The sequence below is a fragment of the Serratia proteamaculans genome, from assembly GCF_946227095.1.
In the GTDB taxonomy this organism is placed as follows: domain Bacteria; phylum Pseudomonadota; class Gammaproteobacteria; order Enterobacterales; family Enterobacteriaceae; genus Serratia; species Serratia proteamaculans_E.
In genome coordinates, this window is sequence record NZ_CAMISV010000001.1 from 195,795 (window position 1) to 209,090 (window position 13,296).

12 protein-coding genes are annotated in these 13,296 nt (G+C 55.6%); 9 read left to right on the top strand and 3 right to left on the bottom strand.

The window, feature by feature from the left end; genetic code table 11:
- The first annotated feature begins 5 nt into the window (after positions 1-5).
- The 4 genes from OC597_RS01130 to OC597_RS01145 are packed head-to-tail and all read left to right on the top strand — an operon-like array spanning position 6 to position 4,325.
- Entirely contained in the window at positions 6-1,217 is a 1,212-nt protein-coding gene (locus OC597_RS01130) for an acetyl-CoA C-acyltransferase (RefSeq protein WP_262207523.1), read from the top strand.
- Positions 1,218-1,232: 15 nt separating this feature from the next.
- Complete coding sequence (hemA, locus tag OC597_RS01135; protein WP_261253571.1) at positions 1,233-2,444, top strand: 5-aminolevulinate synthase; 1,212 nt, start codon at positions 1,233-1,235, stop codon at positions 2,442-2,444.
- Positions 2,441-3,613: an MFS transporter gene (locus OC597_RS01140; RefSeq protein WP_262207067.1), complete on the top strand. Its 1,173-nt coding sequence runs from the start codon at positions 2,441-2,443 to the stop codon at positions 3,611-3,613. Before hemA ends, OC597_RS01140 begins: the two co-directional genes overlap by 4 nt.
- Entirely contained in the window at positions 3,606-4,325 is a 720-nt protein-coding gene (locus tag OC597_RS01145) for an enoyl-CoA hydratase-related protein (protein ID WP_262207068.1), read from the top strand. Before OC597_RS01140 ends, OC597_RS01145 begins: the two co-directional genes overlap by 8 nt.
- Before the next feature lie 105 nt (positions 4,326-4,430).
- Here the strand turns inward: OC597_RS01145 and OC597_RS01150 are convergent, their stop codons facing one another.
- Positions 4,431-4,730 (bottom strand): putative quinol monooxygenase, encoded by a 300-nt coding sequence (locus tag OC597_RS01150; protein WP_262207069.1) that lies wholly within the window; start codon positions 4,728-4,730, stop codon positions 4,431-4,433.
- A gap of 463 nt (positions 4,731-5,193) precedes the next feature.
- Here OC597_RS01150 and OC597_RS01155 point away from each other — a divergent pair, with 463 nt between their 5' ends.
- Together OC597_RS01155 and OC597_RS01160 are read left to right on the top strand one after the other, a co-directional pair.
- Positions 5,194-6,432, top strand: coding sequence for an MFS transporter (locus OC597_RS01155; protein ID WP_314733027.1), 1,239 nt, complete (start codon positions 5,194-5,196; stop codon positions 6,430-6,432).
- A 95-nt stretch (positions 6,433-6,527) separates the two neighbouring features.
- Positions 6,528-7,022, top strand: a complete 495-nt coding sequence (locus tag OC597_RS01160) for a DedA family protein (protein ID WP_261253558.1) — start codon at positions 6,528-6,530, stop codon at positions 7,020-7,022.
- 191 nt (positions 7,023-7,213) lie between these two features.
- Here the strand turns inward: OC597_RS01160 and OC597_RS01165 are convergent, their stop codons facing one another.
- A complete protein-coding gene (locus OC597_RS01165; RefSeq protein ID WP_262207070.1) occupies positions 7,214-7,999 on the bottom strand; it encodes an alpha/beta fold hydrolase in 786 nt (261 codons plus the stop codon).
- Positions 8,000-9,036: 1,037 nt separating this feature from the next.
- Here OC597_RS01165 and cycA point away from each other — a divergent pair.
- On the top strand, positions 9,037-10,437 hold the full coding sequence (gene cycA / locus OC597_RS01175) for a D-serine/D-alanine/glycine transporter (protein WP_261253553.1): 1,401 nt from the start codon (positions 9,037-9,039) through the stop codon (positions 10,435-10,437).
- Positions 10,438-10,483: 46 nt separating this feature from the next.
- Here cycA and rutR read toward each other — a convergent pair whose 3' ends face one another.
- Positions 10,484-11,158, bottom strand: a complete 675-nt coding sequence (gene rutR, locus OC597_RS01180; protein ID WP_261253549.1) for an HTH-type transcriptional regulator RutR — start codon at positions 11,156-11,158, stop codon at positions 10,484-10,486.
- A gap of 288 nt (positions 11,159-11,446) precedes the next feature.
- Here rutR and rutA point away from each other — a divergent pair, with 288 nt between their 5' ends.
- Positions 11,447-12,547 carry a pyrimidine utilization protein A gene (gene rutA, locus OC597_RS01185; RefSeq protein WP_085116164.1) on the top strand — a complete coding sequence of 367 codons (1,101 nt, stop codon included), beginning with the start codon at positions 11,447-11,449 and terminating at the stop codon, positions 12,545-12,547.
- Entirely contained in the window at positions 12,544-13,293 is a 750-nt protein-coding gene (gene rutB, locus OC597_RS01190; RefSeq protein ID WP_262207073.1) for a pyrimidine utilization protein B, read from the top strand. Before rutA ends, rutB begins: the two co-directional genes overlap by 4 nt.
- The last annotated feature ends 3 nt before the right edge of the window (positions 13,294-13,296 follow it).

Below are 13,296 nucleotides of genomic sequence, written 5' to 3' on the forward strand. Positions count from 1 at the left end.
AAATGATGACGATTAAAGACGATGGGGTCTATCTGATCGACGGCACCCGCACCGCAATCGGTGCCTATGGCGGCAGCCTGGCGTTAACCCGTCCGGACGATATGGCGGCTTCTATTATCCGAGCGCTGCTGCAACGGCATCCTGAAACCGAACCGGATATTGATGAAGTGATCCTCGGCTGCGCCAATCAGGCCGGTGAAGACAACCGTAACGTTGCCCGCATGGCGGCGCTGCTTGCCGGCCTGGATCAGGCAGTGCCGGCGATCACCCTTAACCGCCTGTGCGCTTCCGGGCTGGATGCGGTGATCTACGCCAGTGCAAAAATAAAAAGCGGCCTCAGCGATCTGGTGCTGGCCGGTGGTGTGGAGAGCATGAGCCGCGCGCCCTACGTGATGGGCAAAAGCGAAACGCCTTTCGACAAGGGAGTCAAACTGTACGACACCACGCTGGGCTGGCGTTTTGTCAATCCGCAGTTGGCGCAGCGCTATGGCAGCGATCCGCTGGGGATAACGGCGGAGAACGTCGCGCAGCAGTACCGGATATCCCGCGAAGATCAGGATGCTTTTGCCCTGGCCTCGCAGCAGAAGGCCTGGCGGGCGATTGAAAATGGCCGTTTAGCCAGGGAGATAACTCCGCTTGAGGTGCAGGCCGATCGTAAAACCCGCAAAACCTTCGAACAGGATGAGTTCCCACGGCAGACCACGCTGCAAAAATTGCAGGCGCTGAAGCCGGCCTTTACCGCAGAGGGTTCGGTCACCGCCGGTAATGCCTCCGGCATCAATGACGGTGCCGCGGTGTTGCTGCTGGCCAGCGGCCGCTATGTAAAACGCCAGTCGCTGCAACCGCTGGCGGAGATTGGTGACAGCGCCAGCGCCGGCGTCGCCCCTGCACTGATGGGCATTGGGCCGATCGCCGCCACCGATCGGTTACTGGCACGAACCGGCTTTACCCTGAATGATTTCGACGTGATTGAAATTAATGAGGCGTTTGCCGCACAGGTGCTGGCGACGCTACAAAGCTGGCGCATCGACTTCAACGATACGCGGGTCAATCCGAACGGTGGCGCCATCGCCCTCGGGCATCCGCTGGGCATGTCCGGCGCGCGGCTGGTGCTTTCCAGCGCGCTGGAGCTGCATGCCTGGCAGTTAAACAATGCGCTGGTGACCATGTGTGTCGGTGTCGGCCAGGGTGTTTCATTGGTAATTAAAGCCCTCTAATGCAAGGAACTTCGTATGAGCGTATTGAACATTCTTGAAGAAAAACTGGCCGAAACCAAAAAGCAGGGCCGGTTCCGTGAGTTCCTTAATCTGGAGCGCAGCGTGTTGGATAAACCCTGGGCCACCAGCCACGGTCAGAACGGTGAACGCCGTTTGAACGTCTGGTGCTCCAATGACTATCTGGCGATGAGTCATCACCCCAAGGTTATTCTGGCCACCACCGAGGCAGTAAACCGCGTCGGGCTAGGCACCTGCGGCGCACGCAGTATTTCCGGCACCTCGATCTACCACAGCGAGCTGGAAACCCTGCTGGCCAGCGCCTATGGCAAAGAGTCAGCACTGCTGTTTACCACCGGTTTCGGCGCCAATGACGCCACATTGTCCACCCTGTGTGATGCCATTCCCGATCTGATTGTGTTTTCTGATGAGCTGAACCACGCCTCGATGATTTACGGTATCCGCTACAGCAAGGCGGAGAAAAAAATCTTCCGCCACAATGACGTAGCGCATCTGGCCGAACTGCTGCAGGCGGCGGATCCTCATCGGCCCAAACTGATCGCCTTCGAGTCGCTCTATTCAATGGACGGTGACTTTGCGCCGCTGGCGCAAATTGTGGAACTGGCTGAGCAATATCAGGCGCTAACCTATCTGGACGAGATCCACTCCGCCGGCGTTTACGGTCATCGCGGGCTGGGCTACGCCGAACAGCTTGGCCTGTTGGACAAAATCACCATTATTCAGGGCGGCTTTGGCAAATCTTACGGTGCGGCCGGTGGCTACATCGCCGCCCCCCGCGTGGTGGTTGAGGCAGTGCGTAGCTGGTCACCGGCGTTTGTCTTCAGCACCTCGTCCCCTGCCCCGGTGGTGGCGGCCGCGCTGGCCAGCTTCAAATACAACCTGGAGCATGACAACCAACGCAAACACCTGCTGGCGATTATCGACCATTTGAAATCCGGTCTGCGCGCCGCCGGCATTCCGCTGGTCTCGGAGGACAGTCACATTCTGCCGGTACTGGTCGGCGATCCGCACCGTAACAAGCACATCAGCAAGCAGCTGCTCGATGAATACGATATTTACGTACAGCCGGTGAACGCCCCGACGGTACCGGCCGGTAGCGAACGTTTGCGCGTTACGCCGACCTCTGCCCATACTCATGAGGACGTGGAATATTTCCTGGCGGCATTAAGCAAAGTCTGGGCCGCCAACCAGTTACGGAGAGCGGGATGAAGTTGACGGACTATAACGGCCATTTTCTTACGCTGTATCTGATGGCGACCGGCACCTTCGCCATCGGTACCGATGCGTTTATCGTCGCCGGCATACTCGACGAGATTTCCGGCACCTTTGCCGTCAGCCCCGCGCAGGCGGGGCAGTTAATATCAATCTTTGCCCTGGCCTATATGCTGTTTGCTCCGCTGACTGCCTGGCTGCTGGGTAACCTCAACCGCAAGCATATTTTGCAGTTGGCCCTGGTGTTATTTATCGCTGGGAATCTGGTCTGTGCCTACGCCGACAGCTTTTTGCAAATGTCTGCCGGGCGCGTGCTGGCGGCGCTGGGCGCGGCTTGCTATACGCCACAGGCCGCGGCGGCAGCGGTTGGGCTGGTAGCGGAAAAGCGTCGCGGGTTGGCGATATCGATTGTTTACGGCGGCATGACGTTGGCCATCGCCCTCGGAATTCCCTTCGGTACCTTCCTGGCCAGGTTGATTGGCTGGCGGGAAATCTTTTTGCTGATTGCCCTGTTAGGCGCGGTCTCACTGCTGGGGCTTTCGCTGGCGCTGAGCGCCATCGCAGCGCCGGGTAAACATACGCTGAAAGAACGGCTGGCCCCGCTGCGGCAAAAAGCGGTGCTGACCACCTTGTTGATCACCTTTTTCGCCGTCTGCTCCGAGCATATTGTTTATAGCTATGTGAGCGTACTGCTGAAAAATACCCAGTTTGGCCCGGAGGCTATTTTGCCGATCGCGCTGTTGGTGTTCGGTATCGGTGCCGTGATCGGCAACTTCGTTTCCGGCCTGCTCACCGATACCTTCGGCAGCAAGTTTGTATTGCTGTTTTCGGTGTCGATTCAAACCGTTTCGCTGTTCCTGCTGACTTTTTACGTCAGTTCCCCCTGGTGGGTACTGGCAATCTTTCTGGTCTGGGGCATTACCGGCTGGATGTATCTGGTGCCGATCCAGCACCACTTGTTGTCACTGTCAAAGCGCTTTGGCGCGCTGACCGTTTCACTCAACAGCTCGGTACTCTATGCCGGCATCGCCGCGGGTGGCATGCTCGGCGGCCTGACGCTGTACAGCCTGCCGGCCTTTTATCTCCCGCTGTTTTCACTGCCATTGGGGGCCATCGCCCTGCTGCTGACACTGTTCTTCTTCCAGGGAGAAAAAGCCAATGACTGACCAGCCACTCCCCGTGCAGTATCAGCAAGATGACGCCATCGCCGTGATCACCCTGAACCGGCCAGAAAAAAAGAACGCCATCAATCTGGCGATGGCACAACTGATCCAGGGTTATCTGCAACGGGCCGAACAGGATGAGCGAGTCCGGGTGATAATCCTGACCGGCCTGCCGCAGCTGTTCTCCGCCGGGATGGACGTCAAAGCCTTCCAGCGGGGCGAACTGCCGGTGGTTGAACCGGGAGGATTTGGCGGGCTGGTACATGCCCAACTCACCAAGGTCATTATTGCCGCGGTGGATGGCATTGCCTTCGGCGGCGGTTTCGAGATAGCGCTGGCCTGCGACCTGATCGTCGCCAGCCGCAACGCACAGTTCAGTTTCCCGGAAACCGGGCTGGGGCTGGTTGCCGCGCAAGGGGGTTGTTCACGGCTGCCAGCGCGGATCTCCCCTTATATCGCTCTCGACTGGTTACTCACCGGTCGAATCATCACCGCACAGGAAGCCTGGCAACAGGGTGCCATTTCCCGTATCAGCGAGGGCAGCGCATATGAGGAGTCGCTGAATCTCGCCCGGCAGATTGCGCAGAAAAATCCGCTGGCAAGTCAGGCGGTGAAGGCTATCGTCAGCCATGGATTAAACCGACACGACGCCCCCGCCTTCGACTACCAGCAAAGTTGGGTAGACCGGGTACGTCAGGCAGCAAAAACCTTTTAAGAACATTCTGAGTGAATGGCAATCATTCGCAGTCTAATTTTTAATCACTACAAGACAGTGTTTGAGAAGCCATTAACCCCGCTCTGCGGGGATTTTTTTGCTCCCTTAACCCTTCACCGAGGCAAATGGCTGCATAAACAGGAAGGTGCAGGGTTTACTTTGGTGCTGGTTGATTAACGGCACCAAACGCCTGAAATGTTCCGTTTGGCAATGCGCGTCCAGCGCCGCGCGATCGGGCCACTCCTCGACAAAAATAAAATGCCCCGCATCCTGATGATCGATAAACAGCTCATAGGAAAGGCAAAGCGGCTCCTGCCGCGTTTTCTCCACCAGTTCCTGATACAACCGCATCACCGTTTCAACGCAATCAAGCTTGATAAAATCTTCTGCAATCACTTTTAACATGGTGCTTTTCCCTGTCTGCTTTCCTGTTAGTGGCCCTCACTCTATCCTGAAAATTTCCATTAATCGCGACAATCACTCATCGCCAGGCATTCAGTGATTACGCGCACAGTTATCAATCACGTCACTTGAATCACTTTCGTCCATGTGTGAGTTTTAAGTTAATTAAATGTAAAAATATGTGCATTTGAAGCCAATAGCCCCGGCCACACAGGTCTGGGCCCTGCTCAATGCCCGTTTTTTCACCCACAAAGGCCTGACCATTAGTCCTTTAGACCTTTAGGCGGCAGGTTGTAAAACGTCAGTGGGTTATCGGCAGTAACAAGGTATGCAGGAAAGATGTCGGCTACCCGCCGGCCCAAGTCGTTCAACCTATTGAGAGGTTTAGCCCGTGAGCCATACGCCCTACACCAATTCAGTGCTCGATTCAGCCATTAGAAAAACCTGGCGCAGATTGGTCCCCCTGATGTTCTCTCTGTATTTCATCGCCTTTATCGACCGGGTGAACGTAGGTTTTGCCAAAGATGCCATGTCGGTGGATATCGCCCTGTCGCAATCTGCCTTTGCGTTAGGGGCGGGGATTTTCTTCGCGGCTTACGCCATTTTCGGCATCCCAGCTAACCTGCTGATGAACCGACTGGGAGCGAAAGTCTGGCTCAGCACCACTACGGCCGTCTGGGGAGCACTTTCCGCCTGCACCGGTTTTGTTACCAATGAAATTCAATTTATCGTCTTGCGGTTCCTGCTGGGAGTGGCCGAAGCCGGCTTCTACCCTGGGATCCTGTTGCTTGCCTCAGTTTATTTCCCCAACAAGATACGGGCATCGGTGATCGGTATTTTTGTGCTCGGTGTACCAGCCGCATTAACGCTGGGTTCGCCTATTTCCGGTGCTCTGCTCGAAATGCACGGAATTCTGGGCCGTCCGGGTTGGTTTTGGATGTTTGTGCTTGAGGGGCTACCGGCGGTCGCACTGGGGATTTTTGCTTATTTCTATCTTGACGATAACCCGGGTAAAGCGCGCTATCTGACCCCGGAAGAAAAGCAGGCGTTGGTGACGCAGTTGGCCCAGGAGCAAAAAAATACCGAGGCAAGCAGCGTGAAACAAGCGCTGAAGAACTCCAAAGTCTGGCACCTGGCTTTTATTTACGGCACCATTCAGATCGGCGTATATGGCCTGATGTTTTTCCTGCCGTCACAGATTGCTTCGCTGATGGGCACCACTCTCGGCTTTAAGGCATCACTGGTCGCAGCTATTCCCTGGGCCGTTTCCGCATTTGGGGTCTATTACCTCCCACGCTATGCCGATCGCAAAACCTCCCGCCGCTTACCCATCGCCGTCGGCTGCATGGTGATTGCCGCACTGGGATTGGTCGTTTCGTCCTATGCAAGCCCTGTCGTCGCTATTGTCGCACTGTGTTTCTGCGCCGTCAGTTTCCTGGCAGTACAACCGATATTCTGGACCTTTCCGGCACAGATCCTTTCAGGCCCGGCGCTGGCAGCCGGCATCGGTTTTTGTACCACTCTGGGCGCATTGTTCAGTTTCCTGGCACCGCTGATACGTACGGAGGCAGAACTGAGGTTCAATAGCCCACATGCAGGCCTGATCGTGCTGGCAGTTTTCTCATTGCTCTGTGCCGCACTGATTTTTGCACTCAGAGGTTGGGCTGCAAACAGCGCGGGACGCAAGGTTCAGGCGAACGGATAACGCTGGATCACAGGCGACTGGAGCCATTCAATTTAGCTTCTATTGAGATAGTGAATGGGACACTGGCCCTCAGACACATAATCTGAGGGTTTTTCATGGAAAAATTAACCACCATCATCGCCAAATACAGTCCGGAACCCGACTTCCTGTTGCTGATGATCTTTCTGTTTGCCTGTGGCAAGTCAGTGATTTTCATTTCCTCGCTGCTGCCACCAGCGTCGGTCACACTGATGCTGGGTATCGTTGCCGGTAAACCGGTACTTTCCGACATCCATGTTTGGGCGGCGATTACCCTGGGCGCCCTGCTCGGCTCCGTTTTATCCTTCCATTGCGGCGCGCTGTTCTGCCGCCGGGGCTCACTCAAAAGGTTGCCGATCCGATTTCAGGCCCCTCTGCACCGGGCACAAACCGCACTGCAGAAGAAAGGCATGCCACTGCTGTTTATGTCACGTTTTTTGGCGGTGATGCGCTACACCGTGCCCTTGGTCGCCGGTATCATTGCACTGCCGCTTAAGCAGGTTTATTGCGCCAGCGCGCTGTCCGCGGCAATTTGGGCAGTGGCTTTGATGTGGGTTAGCCGGATATTTTAAATAGCCAGCATCTGGTGTTCGAAAAGCATCAGAGACCGGCTTGATAAGCTCCGAGAAGTTAAGTGAATACGCTTCGCAGCGAATTTTGGCATTACCCGAGTGGCTGATGCTGAAAAGTTAGGGAAATGACCGGGTAACTGCGATAACGGCCAACAACGGCAGGGTTGGCATAGTCCCGTATTCACTCCGGTTCAGAAGGTTGAAGTGGCCTGAAAACTGGCGAGGAAAGCCCTGAACGCCGGAAGAACGGCTTCAGGATCGTCTTCCAGCACGGTATGCGATGCAAAGGGTAGATTGAGCAAACGCGATCCGGCTACCTGCTCGACCAGTTCGAAAGCCTGACTGCGGGAAACCAGGAAATCCTCATCCCCATGAACGACAAGAAGTGGGCAGGCGATCGCACGCACCGAAGTATCTGGATAAGCTTTGTCATCACTTCCGAGCCACATGGCGGTAGTGGCGTCGAACAACCTGGCAAAGTCTGGAGTGGGGTTCTCTGTTTCGTAGCGAGAGACCTGTTCAGGGAACATCTCACGCCATTCTCCCACAGTGATACCCTGGTAAATCTCGCGGGCAGGTTCATCGATTGGCATATGCCAATGCGCACCAGCCGCAACGATGAATCGGGGCTGGATAATTCCGGACACGGCAAGGCGCAAAGCAACAATCCCTCCGTCGCTATGGCCAATGATCCCAGCATCTTGCAGCCCAAGTTCGGCCAGCACGGCTGCGAAATCCCTTTCAAGCTGCTGGTAAGTGAGATGAGGAACGCCTCCCAACGCCGATCGACCGTGCCCCCGGCTGTCTATGGCAATTAAGCGATAGTCGGCCACCAGATGCCTTGCCAGCGGTAAAAAGTCGTTTCGGCTTCCCAGGCCACCATGAAGCAAAACGATGGGCTCCCCCTCCGGTTTGCCAGCCTCTGATACGAACAAAGCGGTGTTGCCGACGGTTAGGGTCTTCCCGATATCGAACATGGTTCTTTCCTTCTAAATACTCTGGATTGGTGGTCAAACAATCTGAGACGCAGGGTTTATGAATGCAGGAGCGTCTCCCCACGCCGCAATGCTGACGGCACCGAAAGGGGGAAGCACAGAGAAAACATTAAGTTGACACTATACTTGCGATCCAAAATGTAAAAGTAGCCTTAGGACACAACATCGTGAAGAAAGGAGTGGCACTCATACTGGCTTCATCAGCACCTCTCTCTGGATGCCGGTCTACGCCGAATCGATAATGTCCCGAGCCATTGAGGTCGATTGTTGGATTGTCCCTGGCCACTGGATTGGGAGGTTCGAATATACTCGACCTGGAGTGGTAGCAGATCGACCGGCAAAGGCAATTCCATTTTCACGACCGGATCCCCACACGGGTTAGCGGATTAATTCACGTCGGCGTCCCATTATCAATTTTGCAGGAAATCGGCGGTTGAAAGTCGAGAGAAATAGGCGGGGCCAGACCCAGTTTGCGCCAGATCACTTAACTGAATATTCACGTCGGAGAATGCGTTTTTTGTGGGGTGAGTCTCAATCAGGCATTAATCTTAAAAAACCATCAAGAAAAAATAGCTGCTAACACATTGATTTAGCTAATAGGAAGTGCTGCATTCGTCCCTGTAATCAATTGAATAAGCGTCAGCAACTCTGCCCGTTGAACTAACGATCCAGGGAGTTAGCGTTTTTGTTTCCGCCCGCTGAATGTCAAACGCTTACACTCATTAGTTTTTCTCATGCGGTATTTTTAACCCTCTGTTTTATCAACAAGATAAGCCGCATTAGGGCTATTAATCTGCTAAGACCCAGAGTAATCTTCCGCCCCCAATACGTCCGATTTGCCTCCGCAGTGTAAAGAACAATCGACTTTTATCCCTCGCATAAATGTTGTAAACATGTTGCACAAAGGTGGCGTTATTGCACTACCTTACTAAAGCCGGGTCAGCCGGATAATCGTATAAAAAAGAGCCACTTCAGAGCTCGCTATTTCACTCATGACAGGTAAAACAGGACATCATCAGATGGTAGATCACTCTAAAATAGCCGCAGAGGCCGCGCCAGAATCAGAAGATCATCTACGGCGAAACCTAACTAACCGACATATTCAACTGATCGCCATCGGCGGCGCTATCGGTACAGGTCTGTTTATGGGCTCAGGCAAAACCATCAGCCTGGCCGGCCCTTCCATTATCTTCGTGTACATGATCATCGGCTTTATGCTGTTCTTCGTGATGCGCGCCATGGGCGAACTGCTGCTCTCTAATCTGGAATACAAATCCTTCAGCGATTTTGCCGCCGACCTACTCGGCCCCTGGGCCGGATTTTTCACCGGCTGGACCTACTGGTTCTGTTGGGTGGTCACCGGTATTGCCGACGTGGTGGCGATCACCGCCTATGCGCAGTTCTGGTTCCCCGGGCTGTCGCAGTGGATCGCCTCATTGCTGTGCATTTTGCTGTTGCTGGGCCTGAACCTGGCGACGGTGAAGATGTTTGGTGAGATGGAGTTCTGGTTCGCGATGATCAAAATCGTCGCCATTGTCGGGCTGATCATCGCCGGGCTGGTGATGATCGCCATGCAGTTCCAGTCGCCTACCGGCACCGTCGCGTCGTTCTCACATCTGTGGAATGACGGTGGGATGTTCCCGAAAGGCATCAGCGGCTTCTTCGCCGGCTTCCAGATTGCGGTGTTCGCCTTTGTCGGCATTGAGCTGGTGGGCACCACCGCGGCTGAAACCAAAGATCCGGAAAAAGTGCTGCCACGCGCCATTAACTCGATCCCTATCCGCATCATCATGTTCTACGTGTTCGCCCTGATCGTGATTATGTCGGTCACGCCATGGAGTTCAGTGGTCGCCGACAAGAGCCCGTTCGTGGAATTGTTCGTGCTGATTGGCCTGCCTGCCGCGGCCAGCGTGATCAACTTTGTGGTACTGACCTCCGCCGCCTCTTCCGCCAACAGTGGCGTATTCTCTACCAGCCGTATGCTGTTTGGTCTGGCACAGGAAGGCGATGCACCCAAGTCGTTTGCCCACCTGTCCAAACGGGCGGTACCGGCTAACGGCCTGACCTTCTCCTGTATCTGTCTGTTGGGTGGGGTGGTGCTGATTTACCTGATCCCGAACGTAATGACGGTCTTCACGTTGGTGACCACCGTCTCGGCGATCCTGTTCATGTTTGTCTGGACCATCATCCTGTGCTCGTATCTGGTTTACCGTAAGCAACGCCCGGCGCTGCACCAGAAATCAATCTACAAGATGCCGGCCGGTAAGCTGATGTGCTGGGTCTGTATGGCGTTCTTCGCCTTTGTGTTGGTGCTGCTGACGCTGCGCGAAGATACCCGTCAGGCGCTGATCGTCACGCCACTGTGGTTTGTGGTGCTCGGTCTGTCCTACGTGTTCCTGCGCAAGAAGAAAGCCGCTTAATGCTCTGCAGGGGGATAGTCCGCTATCCCCCTCCGGCTCCTGGCGCTTAGCGCGGCCGGATACCCTCGATAATCACCCGCTGCACGTTCTCCACCGTCTGCTGAAAAAACGCCTCATCGTCCAGAGTCTTGCCGGTCACCGCTTCCACCTGCACCCAAAAATCAGCGTAGTGTTGCGTGGTTGCCCACAGCATGAAGATCAGATGATGCGGCTCTACCGCCGCGATATGGCCTTCGGCAATCCAGCGCTCAATCATGGCGGACTTCTCGTCCACCAGCGCCTTCAACCCGCCCTGCAGCTCCAGTTTCAACAAGGGTGCCCCCTGGATCATCTCCAGACAAAACAGCCGTGAAGCCTGCGGATGATGACGGGATACCTCAAGTTTCAGCCGAATATATTCACGAATGGCCTGCAAGGGTTCCTGATCGGCACGCAGCGCCTTCAGCGGCGCGAGCCACACCTCGAGAATGCCTTTCAGCACCGCCACGTACAGCTCTTCTTTGGAAGGGAAATAATACAGCAGATTGGTTTTGGAGACGTCGGCGCGTTCGGCCACCTGGTCCAGACTGGTGCCATGAATACCGTACAGCGAGAAGAACTCCAGCGCCGCGTCCATGATGGTGCTGCGTTTTGCGGCCACTGCACGCGAGCGGCGCGTGGGGGGTTTAACGGCTTGTGGCTTCACTGCGGCTCCTTGGCGCAACCTGATTCGAGCCAGCATAACAAAGCCGTTGGGTGAAACCCACGCTTTTGCCTACCCCTTCCGAGTGATTCTTTGCACCTTTAACGCGCAGCCACGCCTGTTTTTTGTGCAGCTATTTTTGACCAAATGGTCTGTTTTAGACCATTCACTCAACAAAAAAGTCACACCTTAAAAACAATTTGTTGATAAATAAGCCATTTTAAAAACTGGCACTGCGTTTGCAATAGTCGTTGTATCCAGCGCTGCCCGGCGAGAAGTCTTCAGGCAGCACATGAACCGTCCCATTCGCAGACCCGAGGTGTTCAAATGAAAATTGGCGTATTTATTCCGATCGGCAACAACGGCTGGCTGATTTCCAGCAATGCCCCGCAGTACCAACCGACGTTTGAACTCAACAAAACCATCGTGCAGAAGGCCGAGCACTACAACTTTGACTTCGCTCTGTCGATGATCAAACTGCGCGGTTTCGGTGGCAAAACCGAGTTCTGGGACCACAACCTGGAATCCTTCACCCTGATGGCCGGGCTGGCGGCCGTCACCTCACGCATCAAGATCTACGCCACGGCGGCCACGTTGACCATGCCACCGGCGATCGTCGCCCGCATGGCCTCCACCATCGACTCCATTTCCAACGGTCGCTTTGGCCTGAACGTGGTCACCGGCTGGCAAAAACCGGAATACGAGCAGATGGGCATGTGGCCGGGTGACGATTACTTCGGTCGCCGTTACGACTATCTGGCGGAGTACGTCAATGTGCTGCGCGATCTCTGGGGCACCGGTAAGTCCGATTTCAAAGGCGAGTTCTTCCAGATGGACGACTGTCGCGTCAGTCCGCAGCCGCAGGCGGACATCAAGGTGATCTGCGCCGGGCAGAGCGACGCGGGCATGGCTTTCTCGGCCAAATATGCCGATTACAACTTCTGCTTTGGCAAGGGTGTCAACACCCCGACCGCCTTTGCACCGACGGCGGCTCGCCTGAAAATTGCGGCGGATAGCGAAGGCCGCAGCGTGGCCTGCTACGTGTTGTTTATGATCATTGCCGATGAAACCGACGAGGCCGCCCGCGCCAAATGGGAAAGCTATAAAGCAGGGGCCGATACCGAAGCCCTGGCCTGGCTGACCGAGCAAAGCGGCAAGGACACCAAATCCGGCGCCGACACCAACGTGCGCCAGATGGCGGACCCCACCTCCGCCGTCAACATCAACATGGGTACGCTGGTCGGCTCCTACGCCAACGTGGCCCGCATGATGGATGAAATCGCCACCGTCCCCGGTACCGAAGGCGTGCTGCTGACCTTCGATGACTTTGTCAAAGGGGTGGAAGACTTTGGCGAGCGCATCCAGCCACTGATGAAAAGCCGCGCCGATGTTTGCCCACAAACCGCTGCAAGCCGCGAGGTGGCATGATGAAAATTGTTGAAAACCAACCGGTGGTGCGCCGTCAGTCACCGCAGGCCGAGGTTACCGTCACCCTTCCCGCCCGTCCGGAGGCTATCGCCTTTGCACCGCAGGAAACCGCCTTGATCGTGGTCGATATGCAAAATGCCTACGCTTCGCAGGGCGGCTATCTGGATCTCGCCGGGTTTGATGTTTCGGCCACCGCCCCGGTAATCGCCAACATCAAACGCGCTATCAACGCTGCCCGTGCCGCCGGTATCAAGGTGATCTTCTTCCAGAACGGTTGGGACAACCAGTACGTCGAGGCCGGCGGCCAGGGTTCCCCCAACTGGCATAAATCCAACGCGCTGAAAACCATGCGTAAACGCCCGGAACTGATGGGCAAGCTGCTGGCCAAGGGTGACTGGGACTACGATCTGGTCGACGAACTGCAGCCGCAACCCGGCGATATCGTGATCCCCAAACCACGCTACAGCGGCTTCTTTAACACCCAGCTCGACAGCCTGCTGCGCTCGTATGGCATTCATCATCTGGTATTTACCGGCATCGCTACCAACGTCTGCGTCGAGTCCACGCTGCGCGACGGTTTTTTCCTCGAGTATTTCGGCATCGTGCTGGCCGACGCCACTCACCAGGCGGGACCGCAGTTCGCCCAGCAGGCGGCGCTGTACAACATCGAAACCTTCTTTGGCTGGGTGTCGGACGTCGACAGCTTCTGTGGCGTGCTAGCCGCCCCACTCAGTCAGACGGCATGAGTT